Raw genomic sequence first — 21,263 nt, 5'->3', positions numbered from 1 at the left:
TACCTCGTCCCGTGCGGATGCGAAGAGGGCGGGTGCATGATGCACCCGCCCTCCTCCGGATCGTGGATCCGATGCTTACTCGGCGTCGGCGGCCTTGTCGGCGGCCTTCTTGGCCGGAGCCTTGCGTGCGGCCGGCTTCTTGGCCGCGGGCTTCTCCTCGGCCGGAGCCTCGGCGGGCTCCTCGTCCTTCGCGGCAGCCTTCTTGGCCGGGGCCTTCTTCGCGGGAGCCTTCTTCGCCGGGGCCTTCTTGGCAGGAGCCTCGGCGGCCTCCTCCGCCTCGTCCTCCGTGGCGACGAAGCCCGTCAGGTCGACGGCCTTGCCCTCGGAGTCCACGACGGTGACCTTGCCCAGCGCGACGGCCAGGGCCTTGTTGCGGGCGACCTCGCCGACGAGCACGGGGAGCTGGCCCGACGACTGCAGCGCCTCGACGAACTCCTGCGGAGCCATGCCGTACTGCGCGGCGGACTGGATCAGGTACTGGCTGAGCTCGTCCTGCGAGACCTGGACGTTCGCGTTCTCGGCGATCGTGTCGAGCAGCACCTGGGTCTTGAACTGCTTGGTGCTGGCCTCGGTGACCTCGGCGCGGTGCTCGTCGTCCTCGAGACGGCCTTCGCCCTCGAGGTGGTTGTGCACCTCGTCCTCGATGAGCTGCGGCGGGACGGGGATGTCGATCTGCTCGAGCAGCGTCTCGACGAGCTTGTCGCGGGCCGCGGAGGCCTGCGTGAACACGCCCTGCTGCGAGACGGACTCGCGCAGGCTGTCGCGCAGCTCGCCGATGGTGTCGAACTCGCTCGCGATCTGCGCGAAGTCGTCGTCCGCCTCGGGCAGCTCGCGCTCCTTGACGGCCTTGACGGTCACGGAGACCTCGGCCTCCTCGCCGGCGTGGTCGCCGCCGACCAGCTTCGAGCGGAACGTGGTGTCCTCGCCGGCGGTGAGCGAGTCGATCGCGTCGTCGATGCCCTCGAGCAGCTCGCCCGAGCCCACCTCGTAGGAGACGCCCTCGGCGCGGTCGATCTCGGCGCCGTCGATCGCGGCGACCAGGTCGAGCTCGACGAAGTCGCCGGCCTTGGCGGGACGGTCGACGGGCACGAGCGTCCCGAAGCGCGCGCGCAGGCGGTCGAGCTCGGCGTCCAGTGCGGCGTCATCCGCCTCGACGGCGTCGACCGTCAGCGTGATGCCGTCGAGCGACGGGACCTCGATCTCGGGACGCACGTCGACCTCGACCTCGACCTTGAGGTCGCCGGAGAAGTCCTTCTCGTTCGGCCACTCCACGACCTCGGCCGACGGGCGGCCGACGATGCGGAGGTTGTGCTCGAGCGACGCCTCGCGGAAGAAGGTGTCGAGCCCCTCGTTGACGGCGTGCTCGATGACGGCGCCGCGGCCGACGCGCTGGTCGATGATCGGCGCGGGCACCTTGCCCTTGCGGAAGCCGGGGATCTGCACGTCCTGCGCGATGTGCTCGTAGGCGTGCGCGATGCTGGGCTTGAGGTCCTCGGGGGTGACCGTGATGTGCAGCTTGACCCGGGTCGGGGCCAGCTTCTCGACGGTGCTGTTCGCCATGCTGGTGTGTTCTCCTTGTGAATGTCCCGCGCGGAGATCCACGCGAGTGCGACGTGTATGAACGTCGGGGCGACAGGATTTGAACCTGCGACCTCCCGCTCCCAAAGCGGGCGCTCTACCAAGCTGAGCTACGCCCCGGGTAGGACCCGCGCGCGCGGGAACGGCCTTCACGAGTCTAACGGAACGGAGCACGTCCGTCTGTCAGGTATGCTCGTGGAGTCCCGGTGTTCCACCGGGCCCGCCCCGGCGCCTCGTGCTCCGGGTCCGGGGGTGTAGCTCAATGGTAGAGTCTCAGTCTTCCAAACTGATTGCGCGGGTTCGATTCCCGTCACCCCCTCCCCTTCCTCCCCGCTCCGCGGCGTAGAGTTCGCTGCGTCGAGAGGGGATCCATGGACATCACGTCGCCGCTCTCGCGCCGAACGAGGTGTTCGTCTTCGGCTCCAACGCCGAAGGCAGGCACGGCGGCGGAGCCGCTCTCGTCGCCTACCGCGAGTTCGGCGCGATCTGGGGCGAGGGCCACGGGCACCACGGCAGCACCTACGCCATCGACACGATGAGCGGGCTCGATGTCCTCGCCGCCGAGGCCGGGACCTTCATCGGGTACGCCGTCGCCCACCCCGGACTGCGGTTCCTTCTCACGCCGGTCGGCTGCGGGATCGCCGGATACCGGCCGGAGCAGGTGGCGCCCCTGTTCGCCGGCGTCCCGCCCCCACGTGACGGTCCCGAGGAGCTTCGTCCCGTTCATCTGATCACCCACCTCGCGGACGAGAAGAGCCCCTGCGATGCAGGGGCTCTTCTCGTCGGAGGCGTCAGGCGGTCACGCCTGGCCGCGACGTTCGCGCAGCTGAGTGAGCGCGTCGCCGAGCAGCTGTTCGGCCTCTTCGTCGGTGCGACGCTCCTTCACGTACGCGAGGTGCGTCTTGTAGGGCTCCGCCTTCGCGATCTCCGGCGGGTTCTCCTTGTCGCGCCCGGCCGGCAGACCGGAGTGCGGGTGATCGATGATGTCCGGGATCTCCTCTTCGGGCAGGCCCGCCGCGAAATACCGCACGGTCTCGTTGCCGAGCCCGTCCCAGTACGAGATCGCGATGCGATCGGCGTGGTAGCCGTGGTCCTGCTCCCCCATGGGGCCGGATCCGACCCGCGTGCCGCGGATCGCGTTGCCGCCGGTCGCCATCAGATGGCCTCGAACTTCGTGATGAGGCCGAGACCCACGACCGCGACGAACCAGACCAGCGCCAGCACGACGGTGAACCGGTTGAGGTTCCGCTCGGCGAGACCGCTGGACCCGACGGCAGAGGACATACCGCCGCCGAACATGTCGGAGAGGCCTCCGCCGCGCCCCTTGTGGAGCAGGATCAGAAGGGTCAGCAGGACGCTGGTGATGCCCAGCAGCACCTGCAGGATGAACTGGAGAATATCCACGGATCGGCCTTTCGCTCGGGCCCGCACGGGCGTGCGGGATCCCGGGTAACGGTCAATTATACGTCGGGACGTCCCCGCCCCTCGGGGCGGGGACGCGTGTCACACTCCGACGTGCTTCTGATAGCGCACGATCGCGGCGAACTCGTCGACGACCAGGCTCGCGCCGCCCACCAGCGCGCCGTCGACATCGGGCTCGCGCATGAAGCCGGCGATGTTCGCGGACTTCACCGATCCGCCGTACAGGATCCTGGTGCGCGCGGCCGCCTCGTCGCCGAGGACCTTCGCGATCACCCCGCGCAGCACGGCGCACACGTCCTGCGCCTGCTGCGGGGTCGCGGCCTGGCCCGAGCCGATGGCCCAGACCGGCTCGTACGCGACGACGATGTCCGCCTTCGCGTCCAGCCCCTGCAGCGCCGCCTCGAGCTGACCGGCGGGAACCGCGCTCGCGCCGAACTTCTCCAGATCCTCCGCGGTCTCGCCGACGCAGATCACGGGCACCAGGCCGTGCTTGAGCGCCGCCCGGGTCTTCGCCGCCACGACCTCATCGCTCTCCGCGTGGTACTCGCGCCGCTCGGAGTGGCCGATGATGACGTAGCTCGCGTCGAGCTTGGCGAGGAACGCGCCCGAGATCTCGCCGGTGTACGCCCCGGAGTCGTGCTCGGACAGATCCTGGGCGCCGAACGCGAACGGGATCTTGTCCGCGTCGATCAGCGTCTGGACGCTGCGCAGATCGGTGAAGGGCGGGAAGACCGCCACCTCGACCGTGCCGTCCTCGTGCTTGGCGTCCTTGAGCGTCCAGTGCAGCTTCTGCACGAACGCGACCGCCTGCAGGTGGTCGAGGTTCATCTTCCAGTTGCCCGCGATCAGCGGGGTTCTGCTGTTCACACCCATCCGAGGACCTCCAGTCCGGGAAGCTTCTTGCCCTCGAGGAACTCGAGGCTCGCGCCCCCGCCCGTCGAGATGTGACCGAACTGGTCGTCCGCGAAGCCGAGCTGGCGCACGGCCGCGGCGGAATCGCCGCCGCCGACGACGCTCAACCCGTCGGTCTCCGTCAGCGCCTGCGCGACGGCCTTGGTGCCTGCCGCGAAGGCCGGGAACTCGAACACGCCCATCGGGCCGTTCCAGAACACCGTCTTGGATCCGCGGATCGCCTCCGCGAAGCGCGCCGCGGTGTCCGGCCCGATGTCGAGTCCGATGCCCGAGGCGCCGAAGGACGTCGCCTCGATCTCGTCGGCCGCCGCGATCTCATGAGCCGCGTCCGCGGAGAACGAGGCCGCGACCACCACGTCGGTCGGGAGCACGAGCTCCACGCCGCGCTCGGCCGCCTCGGCGATGTAGCCGCGGACGGTGTCGAGCTGGTCCTTCTCCAGCAGGCTGGAGGCGACGGCGTGCCCCTGAGCCGCGAGGAACGTGAACAGCATCCCGCCGCCGACGAGGAGGCGATCCACCCGCGGGAGCAGGTGAGAGATCACGCCGAGCTTGTCGGAGACCTTCGATCCGCCGAGCACCACGGTGTAGGGGCGCTCGGGGTTCTCGGTGAGGCGGTCCAGCACCGTCAGCTCGGCCTCGATGAGCAGGCCGGCCGCGGACGGCAGGATCTGCGCGAGGTCGTAGACACTGGCCTGCTTGCGGTGCACGACACCGAAGCCGTCCGAGACGAGCGCGTCGCCGAGGGCGGCCAGCTGCTCGGCGAAGGCGCGGCGCTCGGCGTCGTCCTTCGAGGTCTCCCCCGGGTTGAACCGCAGGTTCTCCAGCACGACGACACCACCGGCCGGCAGCGCGGCGACGGCGTCCTGCGCCGCAGCTCCGACGGTGTCGGCCGCGAACGCGACGGGGCGGCCGAGCAGCTCACCCAGACGCACCGCGACGGGCGCCAGGCTGTACTGCGGGTCCGGAGCGCCGTCCGGGCGACCGAGGTGGGAGACCACGATCACGCGGGCCCCCTGGTCGATGAGGGCCTTGAGGGTCGGCACCGACGCTCGAACACGGCCATCGTCCGTGATGACCCCGTCCCGCAGGGGGACATTGAGGTCACAACGGACGATGACGCGTGCTCCGTCGAGCGACCCGACCGATTCCTTCAGGGATTCGAGGGTGCGCAGAGTCATGGATATGAGCTTAGAGCCGCTCGGCGACGTACTCGGTGAGGTCGACGAGACGGTTCGAGTAGCCCCACTCGTTGTCGTACCAGCTGGAGACCTTGACCAGGTTGCCGGAGACGTTCGTGAGGGTCGAGTCGAAGATCGACGAGAACGGGTTGCCCTGGATGTCGCTGGAGACGATCTGGTCCTCGTTGTACTGCAGGTAGCCGTTGAGACGCCCCTCGGCGGCGGCCTTCGCGTATGCGGCGTTGACCTCGTCGGCCGTCAGGTCCTCACGCTCGGTGATGAGGGTCAGGTCGACGATGGAGCCGGTGGGAACGGGCACGCGGTACGAGGAACCGCTGAGCTTGCCGTTCAGCTCCGGCAGCACGAGGCCGATCGCCTTGGCGGCGCCGGTCGAGGCCGGGACGATGTTGATCGCGGCGGCGCGGGCGCGGCGCAGGTCGCTGTGCGGGCCGTCCTGCAGGTTCTGGTCCGCGGTGTAGGCGTGCGCGGTCATCATGAAGCCGCGGACGATGCCGAACTCGTCGTTGAACACCTTGGCCAGCGGCGCGAGGCAGTTGGTCGTGCAGGAGGCGTTGGAGATGATGTGGTCGGTCTCCGGGTTGTACGTCTCCTCGTTGACGCCCATGACGATGGTCGCGTCGTCCCCGGTCGCGGGAGCGGAGATCAGCACCTTCTTGGCGCCGGCCTCGATGTGCTTCTTCGCGAGCTCGGCCTTGGTGAAGAACCCGGTGGACTCGATGACGATGTCGACGCCCAGCTCGCCCCACGGCAGGTTCGCGGGGTCGCGCTCCGCGAACGCCTTGATGTGGTGGCCGTCGACGGTGATGCTCTCGTCGTCGTAGCTCACGTCCGCCTTGAGCACGCCGCCGACGGAGTCGTACTTCAGCAGGTGCGCGAGGGTCTTGTTGTCGGTGAGGTCGTTGACCGCGACGATCTCGAGGTCGGCACCCTGCTCGAGGGCTGCGCGGAAGTAGTTGCGTCCGATTCGGCCGAAGCCGTTGATACCGATCTTGACAGACACGAAAGTCTCCTGGTTCTTACTCAAGGAAAAGCGTGATTCTTGCAGATTGCGCGGACAACGGCGTCCTGATGGGTTTTTCGCCCATCAGGACGCCCATCTTTTACGACAGTACCAGCAGTCCGTTGGTCTTCTCACGCGCGGCCGCGAAGCGCTGGGCGACGTTCTCCCAGTTCGCGATGTTCCACGCCGCCTTGACGTAATCCGCCTTCACGTTCAGGTAGTCCAGGTAGAACGCGTGCTCCCACATGTCCAGCTGGAACAGCGGCACCGTGCCCTGCGCGGTGTTGCCCTGCTGGTCGAACAGCTGCTGGATGATGAGGCGGGCGCCGATCGGGTCCCAGCTGAGGACGGACCAGCCGGAGCCCTGGATGCCCATGGCCGCGGCGGTGAAGTGCGCCTGGAACTTCTCGAAAGAGCCGAAGAACTCGTCGATCGCCGCCTTCAGCTCGCCCTCGGGCTCGCCCCCGCCGTTCGGCGACAGGTTGGTCCAGAAGATCGAGTGGTTGACGTGACCGCCGAGGTTGAACGCGAGGTCCTTCTCGAGCTTGTTCACGTTCGCGAGGTTGCCGCTCTCGCGGGCCTCGGCGAGGGACTCGAGCGCCGCGTTCGCTCCGGCGACGTAGGCGGCGTGGTGCTTGTCATGGTGCAGCTCCATGATCTTGCCGCTGATGTGCGGCTCGAGTGCCGCGAAGTCGTAGGGAAGGTCGGGCAGCGTGTAGATCGCCATGTCGATGTCATCCAATCCGCGCCGCGCTCGCGGCGCTTGCCGGTCCCCCGAAGCGCGGTGGTGCGCACGGGGCGGACGTCTCTCATCCTACTGACGGCAACGCGCGGGCAGCCCGGAACCTTCCGGATGTGACACGACGAGGGCCTGCGTCCCGGCGTGTTTCCACAGACCGGAACGCAGGCCCCCGATGAGGTGTCTCAGACGTCGAGACCGACGGGAACGGCCGATTCGGTTCCGGGGATCCCCTCGGTCTGCGCCCGCTTGTCGGCCATCGCGAGCAGACGCCGGATGCGGCCCGCGACGGCGTCCTTGGTGAGCGGCGGGTCGGCGTGGTGGCCGAGCTCGTCGAGGCTCGCATCCCGGTGCGCGAGGCGCAGTGCGCCGGCCGTGCGCAGGTGCTCGGGGACGTCATCGCCGAGGATCTCGAGCGCGCGCTCGACCCGGGCGCAGGCGGCGACGGCGGCCTGCGCGGAACGGCGCAGGTTCGCGTCGTCGAAGTTGACGAGACGGTTGACGCCGGCGCGCACCTCGCGGCGCTGGCGCATCTCCTCCCACGCGGCGGCGGTCTTGGCGGCTCCCATCAGGGCGAGCACGGCACGGATGCCCTCGGGCTCGCGGATAACCACCCGCGGCATCCCGCGCACCTCGCGCGCCTTCGCGGCGATGCCGATGCGATGCGCGGCGCCGACGAGCGCCATCGCCGCCTCGGATGAGGGGCACGCGACCTCGAGGACGGCGGAGCGCCCCGGCTCGCTGAGGGATCCGGCGGCGAGGAAGGCGCCGCGCCAGAGGCCGGCGAGCTCTTCCCGCGACCCCGTGGTGAGGCGATTGGGCAGGCCGCGCACGGGACGGCGGCGCTGGTCGAGCAGGCCCGTCTGGCGGGCGAGAGTCTCACCGGCGGCGATCACGCGCACGGCGTACTTGGCACCGTCGTGGCTGGAGGCGCCCTGGATCGGGGCGATCTCCGGCCGCACCCCGAAGAGCTCGGCGAGGTCGCGCGCCACCCGTCGAGCCAGCAGCTCCGCGTCCACCTCCGCCTCGACCGCGATGCGGTTGGCGATCTGGTGCAGCCCCCCGGCGAACCTCAGCACCGCTGTCACCTCCGCGACGCGCACCGACGGCGGTGCGTTCCGGATGCTGACGAGCTCGGCCTTGACGTCGGTGGTGAGTGCCACGGGTCTCCTTCTCACGGGCGGCGCCGGATCTCGGCGCAAGGGATCAGCTTACCCGGCCGAAGCGCTCCGCACCCGCCGGGGGCGCCTCACTCGCGCCCGAGGTCTCGGTGCCGGACCGTCACGGCGACGCCGGGGATCTGACCCAGGCGCGCCGCGAGCTCCTCCACCATCGCCACCGAGCGGTGCTTGCCGCCCGTGCAGCCGATCGCGACCGTGGAGTGGCTCTTGTTCTCGCGCTGGTAGCCCTCCAGGATCGGACGGAGCGCGGCGGTGTACGCGTCCAGGAACTCCTGGGCGCCCTCCCGGCTCAGTACGTAGTCCCGCACCTCGGCATCGAGCCCGGTCGACCCGCGCAGGTCGTCGATCCAGAACGGATTCGGCAGGAACCGCATGTCCGCGACCAGATCGGCGTCCGACGGCAGCCCGTACTTGAAGCCGAAGCTCATGACGGTGACCTTGTGCCGCGCCGCGCCTTCCTCGGCGAACACCTCGTTGACCTTGGTGGCGAGCTGGTGCACGTTGAAGCTCGACGTGTCGATGACGATGTCGGCGGCCTCGCGCAGCGGTGCCACCCTGGTGCGCTCCGTGCGGATGCCGTCGAGCAGGGTGCCGCCGCCCTGCAGCGGGTGCGGGCGCCGGACCGACTCGAAGCGGCGCACGAGGACATCGTCCGAGGCGTCGAGGAACACGACCTGCACGGATCCGTGCTCACGCAGGGCCCGGGCGACGCCGGGGAAGCCGTCGAACAGATCGCGACCGCGCACGTCGACCACGGCGGCGACCTTGGGAAGCGCGGCCCCGCCGAGATTGGCGAGATCGAGGAGCGGGCGGAGCATCTGCGGAGGCAGGTTGTCGACGACGTACCAGCCGAGATCCTCGAGCGCGTTCGCGACGGTCGAGCGGCCCGCGCCCGACATTCCGGTGACGATCAGGAACTCCCCCTGGTCGGCGCTCATCTGCTCTCCTCCTCGCTCTTCTCCAGCCTAGCCAGAAGCCGGGGTCGACGACGCACCGGAAGCGGATCCGACGCCGTCTCCCGCCGTCACCGGCACGGGTTCTCCGGCGGAGCCCGCGAGATGCGCGCGGATGGCGTCGGCGAGAGCGGGCCCGATGCCCTGCACCTCCTGGATCTCCGCCGTCGTCGCGCGTCGCAGCGCCGCCACGGAGCCGAAGTGCCGCAGCAGGGCCTTGATCCGCGCCGCTCCGAGACCGGGGACCTCACCGAGGATCGAGGCGATGTCGCGCCTGCGCCGCTTGCGCTGGTGCGTGATCGCGAACCGGTGGGCCTCGTCGCGCAGGCGCTGCACGAGGTAGAGCGCTTCGCTGGTCCGCGGCAGGATCACGGGGTAGTCCTCGCCGGGGAGCCAGAGCTCCTCGAGCCGCTTGGCGATGCCGCAGAGGGCGATGTCGGCTCGTCCGGCATCCCGGAGGGCACGCGCGGCCGCTTCGACCTGGGGCTTGCCTCCGTCGACGATGAGCAGCTGGGGCGGATACGCGAACCGTGGCCGACGTCGCTCGGAGACCACCAGCTCCTCGCCGTCTTCGCCGATCAGGGGAGCCTCCTCGGCCTCCTCGGGAGCGTCGATGTGCGCGAGCCTGCGGCGCAGCACCTGGTACATCGAGTCGGTGTCGTCGGTGGTCTCCGCGATGTTGAACGAGCGGTACTGGTCCTTGCGCGGCAGGCCGTCCTCGAACACGACCATGGAGGCCACGACGTTCGTTCCGCCCAGGTGCGAGATGTCGTAGCACTCGATGCGCAGCGGTGCCTCGTCGAGCCCCAGCGCCTCCTGCAGATCGGTGAGCGCCTGGGTGCGCGTCGTGTAGTCGCTCGATCGGCGCGTCTTGTGGCGGATCAGGGCCTGCTGGGCGTTGAGGGTTGCATTCCGCATCAGCTCGGCACGCTGTCCGCGCTGGGCGACAGCGATCTCGACCTTCTTCCCGCGGCGCTCCCGCAGCCACTCCTCCAGCTCCGCCGAGTCGTCGGGCAGCGCCGGCACGAGCACCCTTCGCGGGACCTGCTCGCCGTTCGCCTCCCCGTAGACCCGCTGCAGGATCTGGTCGACCAGATCGGCGCCTGCGATGTCGATCTCCTTGTCGAGCGTCGAGGCGCGCACACCGCGGACGCGTCCGCCGCGGATCACGAAGTGCTGGATCGCAGCCGACAGCTCGTCCTCGGCGATGCCGAACAGATCCGCATCCTCGTCCTGCGGCAGCACGAGGGCGCTACGCCCCAGCACCGCGTCGATCGACGCGAGCCGATCCCGGTACTTCGCCGCGCTCTCGTAGTCCATCGCCGCCGACGCCTCCTGCATCCGCCGCGTGAGGTCCCGCGTGAAGCGCTCGTCGCCGCCCTCCATGAACGCGATGAAGTCGTCGACCATCGCACGGTGCTCCGCGATCGTCACGGTCATCGAGCAGGGGCCGCCGCATTTGCCGATCTGACCGGGGAAGCACGGCCGGCCGGTCGCCATCGCCTTGCGATAGCTGGCGTCGCTGCAGGTGCGGATCGGGAAGACCTTGATCATCTGGTCGATCGTGTCGTGGACGGTCCACACCTTCGGATAGGGGCCGAAGTACTTCGCGCCCGGGATCCGCCGATTGCGCGTCACGATGACGCGCGGAGCCTCGTCGGCGAGCGTGATCGCCATGAACGGATAGGACTTGTCGTCCTTGTAGCGCACATTGAAAGGCGGATCGAACTCCTTGATCCACATGTACTCGAGCTGCAGCGAGTCCACATCGGTGGGCACGACCGTCCACTCCACGGACGCCGCCGTGGTGACCATCCGCCGCGTGCGCTCGTGCAGAGTGCGCAGCGGAGCGAAGTAGTTGGACAGCCGCTGACGGAGGTTCTTCGCCTTCCCGACGTAGAGCACCCTCCCCTGCGCGTCGCGGAACCGGTACACGCCGGGATCGGTCGGGATCTCTCCGGGCCTCGGCTTGTACGGAAGCTCTGCGGCCATCAGCCCGCCTTGCGCTCGAGCGCCCGCCGCGCACCGGGCCGCCCGGCGGCGACGGAGGCGTCGAGGATCTCCGCGAGGAACGCGCCGGTGTGGCTGTCGGCGTTGCGCGCGACCTGCTCCGGCGTGCCCGTCGCGATGACCTGGCCTCCGCCGGACCCGCCCTCGGGACCGAGATCGATCACCCAGTCCGCCGACTTGATCACGTCGAGGTTGTGCTCGATCACGATGACCGTGTTGCCCTTGTCCACGAGTCCGTTCAGCACCTCGAGCAGCTTGCGCACGTCTTCGAAGTGCAGACCGGTCGTCGGCTCGTCGAGCACGTAGATCGAGCGGCCGTTGCTGCGGCGCTGGAGCTCGGTGGCGAGCTTGACGCGCTGCGCCTCGCCGCCGGACAGCGTGGTCGCCGACTGGCCGAGCCGCACGTAGCCCAGACCCACGTCGACGAGGGTCTTCATGTAGCGGTGGATCGCCTGGATCGGCTCGAAGAACTCCGCAGCCTCCTCGATCGGCATCTCCAGCACCTCGGCGATGTTCTTGCCCTTGTAGTGCACCGCCAGCGTGTCGCGGTTGTACCGCTTGCCGTGGCATACCTCGCAGTCCACGTAGACGTCGGGCAGGAAGTTCATCTCGATCTTGATCGTGCCGTCACCGGAGCACGCCTCGCAGCGGCCGCCCTTGACGTTGAAGCTGAACCGCCCCGGCTGATAGCCGCGGACCTTGGCCTCCGGCGTCTCGCTGAACAGCGTGCGGATCCGGTCGAACACGCCCGTGTAGGTCGCGGGGTTGGACCGCGGGGTGCGGCCGATCGGGGCCTGGTCGACGTGCACGACCTTGTCGAGGTTGTCCAGCCCCGTGACCCTGGTGTGCTTGCCCGGCACGGTGCGCGCACCGTTCAGCCGCGAGGCGAGCACCCGGTAGAGGATGTCGTTCACGAGCGACGACTTGCCCGATCCGCTCACGCCCGTGACGGCCGTCAGCACGCCGAGCGGGAAGTCCGCCGTGACGTTGCGGAGGTTGTTCTCCTTCGCACCGACCACGCTGAGCATGCGCTTGCGGTCGATGCGGCGCCGCTTCTTCGGCGTGAGGATCTCGCGGCGCCCCGCCAGGTAGTCGCCCGTCATCGAGGACTTCTCGCGCAGCAGAGCCTCATAGGGACCGGAGTGCACGACGAGTCCGCCGTTCACGCCCGCGCCGGGGCCGATGTCGACCACCCAGTCCGCGGCCTCGATCGTCTCCTCATCGTGCTCGACGACGATCAGCGTGTTCCCCAGATCGCGCAGCGTGAGAAGGGTCTCGATGAGACGACGGTTGTCGCGCTGGTGCAGGCCGATCGACGGCTCGTCGAGCACGTACAGCACGCCCGTGAGTCCCGATCCGATCTGGGTCGCGAGACGGATGCGCTGGGCCTCGCCGCCGGAGAGCGATCCGGCGGAGCGGCTGAGATTCAGGTAGGACAGGCCGACCTGCAGCAGGAAGTCGAGACGGAGGCGGATCTCGCGCAGCACCTGCGCGGCGATCTTGGCCTCGCGCGGGCTGAGCTCGAGACGCTGCATGAAGTCCTGCGCCTCGGCGAGGCTCTTGTGGGACACCTCGGCGATCGAGTGCCCGTGCACCTGCACGGCGAGCACCTCGGGCTTGAGCCGGTCGCCGTCGCACACCGGGCAGGGCACCTCGCGCAGGTACTCGCCCCAGCGGCTGCGCTGGGTGTCGCTCTCGGCCTGCTGGTACTGGCGCTCGATGTACGGCACCACACCCTCGAAGCCGGACGAGTACCGCATCTCGCGGCCATACCGGTTCTTCCACTTGACGGTGACCTTGTAGTTCTCGCCGTGCAGCACCGCCTCCTTCACATCGGAGTGCAGGTCCTGCCAGGGCGTGTCGAGCGAGAAGTCGAGATCGACGGCGAGCCCCTCGAGCAGGCGCTCGTAGTACTGGAACAGTCCCTTGCCCTGCGTCGTCCAGGGGATGATCGCGCCCTCGCGGATCGACAGCGACTCGTCGCCGAGCATGAGGTCGGGGTCGACCGACATCCGGGTGCCGAGTCCGGAGCAGGCGGGGCAGGCGCCGAACGGCGCGTTGAACGAGAAGGTGCGCGGCTCGATCTCGGTGAGGGTGATCGCGTGCCCGTTGGGACAGGCCAGCTTCTCGGAGAACGACTGCCAGGCGTCGTCGCCCTCCTCGTCCACGAAGTTGACCTGGATGACGCCCCCGGCCAGTCCGAGCGCGGTCTCCACAGAGTCCGTGACCCGGCCCAGGAGGTCGGGAGCGGCGACGAGCCGGTCGACCACCACGCCGATGTCGTGCTTGTAGCTCTTCTTGAGCACGGGCGGCTCGGCGAGCTGGATGAGCTCGCCGTCGACGATCGCCCGCGCGTAGCCCTTGGCTCCGAGCTCGCGGAACAGGTCGACGAACTCACCCTTCTTCTGGCTCACGACGGGCGCGACGATCTGATACCGGGTGCGCTCGGGCAGCTCCATGAGCTGATCCGCGATCTGCTGCACGGTCTGACGCTGGATGCGCTCGCCGCACTGCGGGCAGTGCGGCACGCCGATGCGCGCCCAGAGCAGGCGCATGTAGTCGTAGATCTCGGTGATCGTGCCCACCGTCGAGCGCGGGTTGCGGTTGGTCGACTTCTGATCGATCGACACCGCAGGGCTGAGTCCCTCGATGAAGTCGACGTCGGGCCGGTCGACCTGGCCGAGGAACTGCCGGGCGTAGGCGCTGAGTGACTCGACGTATCGGCGCTGCCCCTCGGCGAAGATCGTGTCGAAGGCGAGGCTCGACTTCCCGGACCCGGAGAGGCCGGTGAAGACCACGAGGGAATCGCGCGGGATCTCGAGGTCGACGTTGCGGAGGTTGTGGACACGAGCGCCACGGACGCTGAGTCTTCCGGGGCTGGTTACGGGTACGATCGGCACCCGTCAAGTCTAGGAGCGGCCACCGACATTGGCTCCGGGAGCCCCGGGTACCGGCGGCTCGTCGAGGCCTGCGGGGGTGCCGGACGAGGTCAGCCGCTCCGGAGCCCTCCCCCACGACAGATGCAGGGCGAGGGCGCTGGCCGCCGTCAGCACGGCCGCTCCGAGCGGTGCGAGCCAGGCGAAGCCCGGGCCGTGCAGGGGCGGGACGGCGAGGACCACGAGCAGCGCGACCGACTGCGCGATCGCCTGGATCACCAGCAGGCGACGGATGCCCGGGATCAGCACGACGAGCCGGATCCGCGAGCGCCAGGGCACGGCCCAGGCCCAGGCGGACAGCACGTGCGCGAGATGGATGAGCAGCACGGCGATCGCGGTCCGCCCCGGCGACGGCTCGACCAGGATCACCCCCAGGGCCAGGCACGCGATCCCGGCCCAGGACGCCAGGGACCGCGGGAGCAGCACCGCCACCACCACGGCGATGGTCGCGATCGCGCGCCACATCGGATAGGGGTTCAGCAGCAGCACGCCGCCCAGGACGACCGCGGCGGCCCCGAGGCGCAGCACCGCGCCGGGCACGGCTCCCGGCACCCGCATCCCGTGCCGTCGCATCATTGCCGCGCCCCTCGTCCGTGCGTCCGACGCGCGCGGCGCGCCGCGACCCGCAGTTCGGTCACGGCATCGTCGGCCGCCCAGGAGACGACCTCGACCCCGGCGCCGCGCAGATCCTGCAGCACTCCCGTCCGCTCGAGCAGGAGGGTCCGCATCGCGAGGTTCTGAGCGGGGGTCAAGCGGTCCGTCTGCGGCTGCGGCAGCACGTCGACCGCGACCACCGACTGGCCTCCGGCGCTCCACCGCAGCGCGAGATCCGCCGCCGCCCCGTCGAAGAACGTGGACAGCACGAACACGATGGATCCCGGCGGCACCGGCGGCGTGCGCCGAAAGCGCGTGCCGTCGCCGTCCGGCCCGGTGCCGGCGATCACGCCGCGCAGCCGCTCGAGATGGCGCGCGCCGGAACCGCTGCGCAGCGAGCGTCCGCCCGGCGTCAGGGCATGGAACGCCACCCGGTCGCCGTCGCCGATGGCCGAAGTCGCGACGGACAGCGCCGCCTCCCGCCCGAGATCCATCGAGGTCGGTCCGCTGCGCGCGGTGGCGCCGCTCCCCCAGGTCGCCACGACGGCGCCCAGGTCGTCGGCCGCGTCCAGGGCGATCACGACCGCGCTGTCGCTGAGGGCGTTCGTCCTCCGCACCAGGAGGTCGCCTGGACGCCTCGCCATGCGTGCCGTGGCGCGCCAGTCCACGCGGCGAAGCTCATCGCCCGGCGCGAACGGATGGATGTCGCGGAAGTCCCCGCCGGTGCCGCCGCGACGCCCCTCGTGCCCGCCGTGCAGGCCGAGCAGACGCGGCGAGAGCGGGAGCTCCGCCGCCGGACGCACGCGAGGAGCGGCGTTCCAGATCGCGTCCGCCCGAAGGGCCGCCGCGCTCGCCCAGCAGGCGTCCGCGTGCAGGGTGCGAGCCGTCACCGCGAGTGCCTCCGCCGGACCCGAGTGCAGGAGCCGGGTGCGGGTCGTCGCCGCCGTGCCCGCCGTCGTCTCGACCGCCCCGGTGCGGTCGCCGCCCTGATCGATCACGAGCTGGAACCACTCCGCCGCGCCGGACACGTCGACCCGCCCCGCCACGGTGCCGGGGTCGGCCTCGGCATCCACGCTCAGCGCCACTCCCACCGATCCGGCCCTCGGCGGCCGCAGCAGGGCCCACACGCCGGCGAGGGCGAGCGGCAGGCCGGTCGCGATCACATCCGGCCGGCCCAGCACGAGCCCGGCACCGGCGAGGAGCACGCCCCCGGCGAGCGCGCAGGCGAGCACCGGCGTCCTGTACCAGCGCAGCGGAGCGCTCTGCACGCGGCGGTCCTCGGTCATGCGCGGATCGCGCTCTCCCCCGCGACCGTGGGCGGGACCGGGGTCGCGCCGACGACGGCGGCGACGACCGCCGCCGGATCCACTCCCTGCGCCCAGGCCTGGGGCGTGAGAGTGAGCCGGTGCGCGAGCACCGGGACAGCGATGCGCTTCAGATCGTCGGGGCGCACGTAGCCGCGCCCCTCGACGGCGGCGACGGCCCGCGCGAGCAGGATCAGCGCCTGGGATCCGCGCGGCGAGGCCCCGACGGCGACGTTCGGAGCCGTGCGGGTGCCGCGGGTGAGCGCGACGGCGTAGCGGATGAGATCCGGCTCGACGTGGATCCGCTCGACCTCGGCCTGGATCCGGGTCAGCTCGGCCGCATCGATGACCGCCGCCACTTCGGCGAGCTCGCGCTGCCGTCGGACCCGTTGAGCGACGATGCCGGCCTCGTCGTCCTGGTCCGGATACCCCACCGCGAGACGCACCATGAACCGGTCGAGCTGAGCTTCGGGCAGCGCATATGTGCCCTCGTACTCGATCGGGTTCGAGGTCGCGATCACGTGGAAGGGCTCCGGCAGCGGATAGCGCCGCCCCTCGACGGTCACCTGGCGCTCCGCCATGGCCTCGAGCATCGCCGACTGCGTCTTGGGAGTGGTCCGGTTGATCTCGTCCGCCAGCAGCAGTCCGGTGAAGATCGGCCCCGGACGGAACCGGAACTCGCCGGTGTCCGGGGCGTAGACGAAGGAGCCGGTGACGTCCCCCGGAAGCATGTCCGGGGTGCACTGCAGCCGGCGGAACTCCAGCCCGAGCGCGGAGGCGAGGCTGCGGGCGGCGAGCGTCTTCCCGAGGCCCGGGACGTCTTCGAACAGCACGTGCCCGCCGGCGAGGATCGTAGCGAGGGCGAGCGTGAGCGGCTCGTCCATGCCGACCACCGCGGCGCGCACGCCCTCGAGGACGCGTGCGGCCGTCTGCGTGATCGAGGCGACGTCGCCGTTCGTCTGCTCCGGGATCATGGTCTCTCCAGGGTCGAGGGGACGGGGTCGTGCTCCAGCGCCTGCAGGAGCCGTTCGAGTTCTGCGCGCCGCAGGACCGGCCCGGTGAGCGCCGCGTGCACCCCCGGGCCGAGGACGGCGTCGACGGCGCTCGCCTCCGCCGTGTCGAGTCGCACGCCGTGCGCACGGAGGCGCCGGTCGGCGATCGCGGTGATCCGCTGTCGCAGCGAGGGTCCCACCGCGCCGGTGCGGGAGTCGATCGACCAGGCGAGGCGGGACACGTCCGAACCCCGGCGAGGGACGTCCGGAGGCGCGGGCGGCCACGGGCCGGACTCGTCGAGGAAGTTCTGCCGGGCGATGAGGAGCGCCGCGGCGAAGACGAGGATCCAGGCGACCGCGAACTCGAGCGGGACGCCGAGGAACGCGAGCAGCAGGGCGACGGGGATGCCGAGCGCGATCCAGACGACGACGATCAGGACCCGGCCTCTCATCGCCACCCCTCCTCGATCGCGGCGAGGCAGCGTCGCGCCGCCCCCCGTGCGTCCTCGTCCGCCGACCAGCCGCCGAAGCGCACGGATTCGTAGAGTCCGAGCAACGTGCGCAGCTCGGCATCGAGACCGGGCCTGCCACTCAGGATCCTCACGGTGAACTCTCCGGGCGTCTCCGAGTCCGCCCTTCGGCGGCCCGAGCGCGCGGAGGCCTCCTCCAGGCTCACCCAGGCCGCGATGATCGCATCGCCAGGATCGCGGTGGGCCTCGATCACCCCCTGCGCGTCCGCCGCCGCATCGCGGATCTTCTCCGCATCGACCGCCTCCTCCGCGGCCGCCGTGCTCCGGCCGAGGCCGACGTCGCCGCCGGCTCGACGGTTCAGCGGGCGTGCCGACCAGAGCGCCCGGATCGCACGCCAGAGCAACCAGCCGAGCGCCGCCAGCCCGGCCAGCGCGACGAGGACCGCGATCACCGAGGCGATGGTCGCCCAGACCGGGTTCCCGGGCAGCTCCTGCGGGATCGGTGCCCCCGAAGCCTGCGGACCCGCGGTGTGCGCAGGCTGCGGGATCGGCCCGCCGAGTCCGATCTCGCCGAACCTCGGCACGCCCTGCAGCGATGCGACGGCCATGAGCAGCACCGCCACCAGCACCACGATCGCCAGCGCTCCCGGTAGCGGGAGCGTACGATGACGCGGGTCGGCGCGGACCATGCCCTCACCCTATGCGGTGCCGCACCGGCGTCCGCGGTGCCGCCGTCCCGCGGCGCGTCAGAGCTCCACGGCCCCCGCGAACCGGGTGAGCGCATCGCGGACGGCTTCGACCTCGGCCACCGTCATGCCCAGTCGCGCCATCACCTGCTGCGGCACGTCCAGCGCCTTCCGGCGCAGTCCCGCCCCCTTCTCCGTGAGGGCGATATCGAGCCGACGCTCGTCCGAGGTGCTGCGACGCCGTTCGATCAGGCCGTCCGCCTCCAGCCGTTTCACCAGGGGCGAGGCGGTGGCGGGGTCCATGGCCAGGGCCGTGGCGAGATCGCCGAGCGACCGGGGAGACTGCTCCCACAGCGCCAGCATGGCGAGGTACTGCGGGTGGGTGAGCCCGAGCGGCTCGAGGATCGGCCGGTAGATCGCGACGACGTTGCGCGCCGCCGTCACCAGCGCGAAGCAGAGCTGACTGTCCAGCCGGAGCAGATCGTCGGTCATCGTCTCGGTCACGACCCGATGGTACCAAATGCCCTAATCATTAGTACACTAAGGGTTATGGTGAACTCTCCGACCGAGCATCCGCCGCTCCGCCAGCGCATCCGCGAGGCGGGCGGCTTGTACGCCTGGATCAACACGAACCTCATCCGGTTCGCCGGCCCCGCCTCCGTGGGCCCGTACGAGGCGACCCCGCCGCCCTCTGCCGCGGAGCGCGCGCAACGCGGCTGCCCGCTGTGCGGCGCGCCGATGACGGAGCACGAGATCGACCGCAGCGGACCGAAGCCGCTGATGCACTGCCCCTGACGAGCACACAGCCCGTCAACGGCGCCGCATCACCCGTTGCGCCCGTCGTCGTCCGCGTCCTCCTGGGAGATGTCGATCCACTCCATGAGCGCCGCATCGTCCGCGACGACCTCGGCGGCGACGTCGAGCCAGTTGTCGCTCATCGTCCGCGCCCCCATCACCGCCCGGGACACGCCGTGCTCGGTGAGCAGCACAGCCGCCCGTTCCGACGCCACGCGCACCAGCAGGGTCCCGCCCGCACGGGCGCCGACCAGGATCCGTCCGCCGCTCAGGAACGCGCGGCTGCCGAACATCGTCCGCTCCTCGATCTCGCCGTCGCCGCCGAGGAGCGCGCGGATCCGGTCCGCCAGCTCCATCACCGCCGCATCCGCCATCCGCCGGCCTCCGCCTCTTCGCGCCGCGGCTCAGGCGTGCCCTGCCCGCTCCATCGCCCGCAGCTCCTTCTTCAGGTCCTGCACCTCGTCGCGCAGTCGGGCCGCGAGCTCGAACTTGAGCTCCCCTGCCGCGGCGAGCATCTGCGACGACAGGTCCGCGATCGTCTCCTCGAGCTGCACCGCCCCTTCCGCGGCGATGCCTTCGCGGCGCAGGTTCGGCGTGGGCGACTTGCCCCGCCCCGACTTCGTGCGCTTGGACAGCAGCTCCGCGGTGTCGGCGCCTTCGCGCGCCAGCACGTCGGTGATGTCCGCGATGCGCTTGCGCAGAGGCTGCGGGTCGATGCCGTTCGCCGTGTTGTAGGCGATCTGCTTCTCACGGCGCCGCTCGGTCTCCTCGATCGCCTTCGCCATCGAATCGGTGACCGTGTCGGCGTACATGTGCACCTGCCCCGAGACGTTGCGCGCCGCGCGGCCGATGGTCTGGATGAGCGACGTGCCGCTGCGCAGGAACCCTTCCTTGTCGGCGTCGAGGATCGCGACCAGCGAGACCTCGGGGAGGTCGAGTCCCTCCCGGAGCAGGTTGATGCCGACGAGCACGTCGTAGACACCGGCCCGCAATTCGGTGAGCAGCTCGACGCGGCGCAGAGTGTCGACGTCGGAGTGCAGGTAGCGCACCCTGACACCGTGCTCGCCGAGGAAGTCGGTGAGCTCCTCCGCCATCTTCTTGGTGAGCGTGGTGACGAGGACGCGCTCGTCGCGGGCGACGCGGATCCGGATCTCCTCGAGCAGATCGTCGATCTGCCCCTTCGACGGCTTCACGACGATCTCCGGATCGACGAGTCCCGTCGGCCGGATGATCTGCTCGACCACGCCGTCGGCGATGCCCATCTCGTACTTGCCGGGGGTCGCGGACAGGTAGACGGTCTGCCCGATGCGCTTCGTGAACTCGTCCCACCGCAGCGGGCGGTTGTCCAGCGCGCTCGGCAGCCGGAACCCGTGATCGACGAGGGTGCGCTTGCGCGAGGCGTCGCCCTCGTACATCGCGCCGATCTGCGGCACGGTGACGTGGGACTCGTCGATGACGAGCAGGAAGTCATCGGGGAAGAAGTCGAGGAGGGTGTGCGGGGGCTCTCCGGCCTCTCGGCCGTCCATGTGCCGCGAGTAGTTCTCGATGCCCGAGCAGAACCCGAGCTGCTGCAGCATCTCGAGATCGAACGTCGTGCGCATGCGCAGGCGCTGTGCCTCCAGAAGCTTACCCTGGCGCTCGAGCTCGGTGAGGCGCTCGGTCAGCTCGTCCTCGATCTGCCCGATGGCGCGCTGCACCACGTCGGTTCCCGCCACGTAATGCGAGGCCGGGAAGATCGGCACCGAATCGAGCCGCGCGATCACCTCTCCCGTCAGGGGATGCAGCGAGTACAGCGCCTCGATCTCGTCCCCGAAGAGCTCGATGCGGATCGCATGCTCTTCGTAGACCGGGATGATCTCGATCGTGTCGCCGCGCACACGGAAGTTGCCCCGGGAGAAGTCGACGTCGTTGCGGTTGTACTGCATGGCGATGAACTGCCGGATGAGCGCATCGCGGTCGTAGCGCTCCCCGACCTGCAGAGCGACCATCGCGCGCAGGTACTCCTCCGGCGCGCCGAGGCCGTAGATGCAGGAGACGGTCGAGACGACGACGACGTCTCGCCTGCTGAGCAGGGAGTTCGTCGTGGAGTGCCGCAGGCGCTCGACCTCCGCGTTGACGGACGAGTCCTTCTCGATGAAGGTGTCCGTCTGCGGCACGTAGGCCTCGGGCTGGTAGTAGTCGTAGTACGAGACGAAGTACTCGACGGCGTTGTTCGGCATGAGATCGCGGAACTCGTTCGCGAGCTGGGCCGCGAGGGTCTTGTTGTGCGCGAGCACGAGCGTGGGGCGCTGCACCTGCTCGATGAGCCACGCCGTGGTCGCCGACTTGCCCGTACCGGTGGCGCCGAGCAGGACGACGTCGGTCTCGCCCGCGTTGATGCGTGCCGCGAGCTCGGCGATCGCCTGCGGCTGATCACCGGCGGGCACGTACTCCGAGACGACTTCGAACGGCCGGACCGAACGTGTGGGTTGCATGCTTCCAGGGTAGGCGGC

General features: G+C 70.2%; 20 protein-coding genes, 2 tRNA genes and 1 pseudogene. 3 read left to right on the top strand and 20 right to left on the bottom strand.

Translation table 11 applies throughout. The features are described from left to right. Positions 1-75 precede the first annotated feature (75 nt). Positions 76-1,560, bottom strand: a complete 1,485-nt coding sequence (tig, locus tag WFJ17_RS16805) for a trigger factor (protein WP_251441798.1) — start codon at positions 1,558-1,560, stop codon at positions 76-78. Between the two features lie 64 nt (positions 1,561-1,624). After that, a tRNA-Pro gene (locus WFJ17_RS16800) sits at positions 1,625-1,698 on the bottom strand. Between the two features lie 128 nt (positions 1,699-1,826). Here WFJ17_RS16800 and WFJ17_RS16795 point away from each other — a divergent pair. Both WFJ17_RS16795 and WFJ17_RS18725 read left to right on the top strand, forming a co-directional pair. Continuing rightward, a tRNA-Gly gene (locus WFJ17_RS16795) sits at positions 1,827-1,897 on the top strand. Positions 1,898-1,984: 87 nt separating this feature from the next. Then, positions 1,985-2,206 (top strand): annotated as a pseudogene (locus WFJ17_RS18725) (A1S_2505 family phage non-structural protein); the annotation flags it as partial. Positions 2,207-2,377: 171 nt separating this feature from the next. Here WFJ17_RS18725 and WFJ17_RS16785 read toward each other — a convergent pair. The 16 genes from WFJ17_RS16785 to WFJ17_RS16710 all read right to left on the bottom strand — a co-directional run bounded on the left by WFJ17_RS16785 (position 2,378) and on the right by WFJ17_RS16710 (position 18,468). Next, entirely contained in the window at positions 2,378-2,734 is a 357-nt protein-coding gene (locus WFJ17_RS16785; RefSeq protein ID WP_251441805.1) for an RNA polymerase-binding protein RbpA, read from the bottom strand. Continuing rightward, the gene (gene secG, locus WFJ17_RS16780) at positions 2,734-2,982 is read right to left on the bottom strand and encodes a preprotein translocase subunit SecG (protein ID WP_251441808.1); all 249 of its coding nucleotides are present in this window, start codon (positions 2,980-2,982) and stop codon (positions 2,734-2,736) included. The genes WFJ17_RS16785 and secG overlap by 1 nt, the downstream gene beginning before the upstream one ends. A gap of 99 nt (positions 2,983-3,081) precedes the next feature. After that, on the bottom strand, positions 3,082-3,873 hold the full coding sequence (gene tpiA, locus WFJ17_RS16775; protein WP_251441810.1) for a triose-phosphate isomerase: 792 nt from the start codon (positions 3,871-3,873) through the stop codon (positions 3,082-3,084). After that, entirely contained in the window at positions 3,864-5,090 is a 1,227-nt protein-coding gene (locus WFJ17_RS16770) for a phosphoglycerate kinase (RefSeq protein ID WP_336628547.1), read from the bottom strand. The genes tpiA and WFJ17_RS16770 overlap by 10 nt, the downstream gene beginning before the upstream one ends. Positions 5,091-5,100: 10 nt before the next feature. Next, positions 5,101-6,111 carry a type I glyceraldehyde-3-phosphate dehydrogenase gene (gap, locus tag WFJ17_RS16765; RefSeq protein WP_045252312.1) on the bottom strand — a complete coding sequence of 337 codons (1,011 nt, stop codon included), beginning with the start codon at positions 6,109-6,111 and terminating at the stop codon, positions 5,101-5,103. A 100-nt stretch (positions 6,112-6,211) separates the two neighbouring features. Beyond that, on the bottom strand, positions 6,212-6,838 hold the full coding sequence (locus tag WFJ17_RS16760) for a superoxide dismutase (protein WP_251441816.1): 627 nt from the start codon (positions 6,836-6,838) through the stop codon (positions 6,212-6,214). A gap of 197 nt (positions 6,839-7,035) precedes the next feature. Continuing rightward, positions 7,036-8,013, bottom strand: a complete 978-nt coding sequence (gene whiA / locus WFJ17_RS16755; RefSeq protein WP_251441818.1) for a DNA-binding protein WhiA — start codon at positions 8,011-8,013, stop codon at positions 7,036-7,038. An 86-nt stretch (positions 8,014-8,099) separates the two neighbouring features. Further along, on the bottom strand, positions 8,100-8,969 hold the full coding sequence (gene rapZ / locus WFJ17_RS16750) for an RNase adapter RapZ (protein WP_251441819.1): 870 nt from the start codon (positions 8,967-8,969) through the stop codon (positions 8,100-8,102). A 27-nt stretch (positions 8,970-8,996) separates the two neighbouring features. Then, complete coding sequence (gene uvrC, locus WFJ17_RS16745) at positions 8,997-10,976, bottom strand: excinuclease ABC subunit UvrC (RefSeq protein ID WP_336649000.1); 1,980 nt, start codon at positions 10,974-10,976, stop codon at positions 8,997-8,999. Continuing rightward, positions 10,976-13,894 carry an excinuclease ABC subunit UvrA gene (gene uvrA, locus WFJ17_RS16740; RefSeq protein WP_251441823.1) on the bottom strand — a complete coding sequence of 973 codons (2,919 nt, stop codon included), beginning with the start codon at positions 13,892-13,894 and terminating at the stop codon, positions 10,976-10,978. Before uvrA ends, uvrC begins: the two co-directional genes overlap by 1 nt. 9 nt (positions 13,895-13,903) lie before the next feature. Further along, positions 13,904-14,506, bottom strand: a complete 603-nt coding sequence (locus tag WFJ17_RS16735) for a hypothetical protein (protein ID WP_336648999.1) — start codon at positions 14,504-14,506, stop codon at positions 13,904-13,906. Continuing rightward, a complete protein-coding gene (locus tag WFJ17_RS16730; protein WP_336648998.1) occupies positions 14,503-15,810 on the bottom strand; it encodes a DUF58 domain-containing protein in 1,308 nt (435 codons plus the stop codon). Before WFJ17_RS16730 ends, WFJ17_RS16735 begins: the two co-directional genes overlap by 4 nt. Next, complete coding sequence (locus tag WFJ17_RS16725) at positions 15,807-16,802, bottom strand: AAA family ATPase (protein WP_251441840.1); 996 nt, start codon at positions 16,800-16,802, stop codon at positions 15,807-15,809. Before WFJ17_RS16725 ends, WFJ17_RS16730 begins: the two co-directional genes overlap by 4 nt. After that, positions 16,799-17,272, bottom strand: coding sequence for a hypothetical protein (locus WFJ17_RS16720; protein WP_251441851.1), 474 nt, complete (start codon positions 17,270-17,272; stop codon positions 16,799-16,801). Before WFJ17_RS16720 ends, WFJ17_RS16725 begins: the two co-directional genes overlap by 4 nt. Continuing rightward, complete coding sequence (locus WFJ17_RS16715; protein WP_336648997.1) at positions 17,269-17,979, bottom strand: DUF4129 domain-containing protein; 711 nt, start codon at positions 17,977-17,979, stop codon at positions 17,269-17,271. The genes WFJ17_RS16720 and WFJ17_RS16715 overlap by 4 nt, the downstream gene beginning before the upstream one ends. 57 nt (positions 17,980-18,036) lie before the next feature. Further along, entirely contained in the window at positions 18,037-18,468 is a 432-nt protein-coding gene (locus tag WFJ17_RS16710; RefSeq protein ID WP_336649147.1) for a MarR family winged helix-turn-helix transcriptional regulator, read from the bottom strand. 57 nt (positions 18,469-18,525) lie between these two features. Between WFJ17_RS16710 and WFJ17_RS16705 the strand changes: the two genes are divergently transcribed. Continuing rightward, positions 18,526-18,771 (top strand): hypothetical protein, encoded by a 246-nt coding sequence (locus WFJ17_RS16705; RefSeq protein WP_292886054.1) that lies wholly within the window; start codon positions 18,526-18,528, stop codon positions 18,769-18,771. Between the two features lie 29 nt (positions 18,772-18,800). On the opposite strand, the gene WFJ17_RS16700 is transcribed toward WFJ17_RS16705, so the two are convergent. Further along, positions 18,801-19,145: a TfoX/Sxy family protein gene (locus WFJ17_RS16700; RefSeq protein WP_336648996.1), complete on the bottom strand. Its 345-nt coding sequence runs from the start codon at positions 19,143-19,145 to the stop codon at positions 18,801-18,803. A 30-nt stretch (positions 19,146-19,175) separates the two neighbouring features. Next, positions 19,176-21,245: an excinuclease ABC subunit UvrB gene (uvrB, locus tag WFJ17_RS16695; protein WP_251441864.1), complete on the bottom strand. Its 2,070-nt coding sequence runs from the start codon at positions 21,243-21,245 to the stop codon at positions 19,176-19,178. Positions 21,246-21,263: the final 18 nt, after the last annotated feature.

The organism is Microbacterium sp. MMO-10 (assembly GCF_037148715.1).
GTDB lineage: Bacteria > Actinomycetota > Actinomycetes > Actinomycetales > Microbacteriaceae > Microbacterium.
This window is presented reverse-complemented; position numbering and strand designations above follow the sequence as displayed.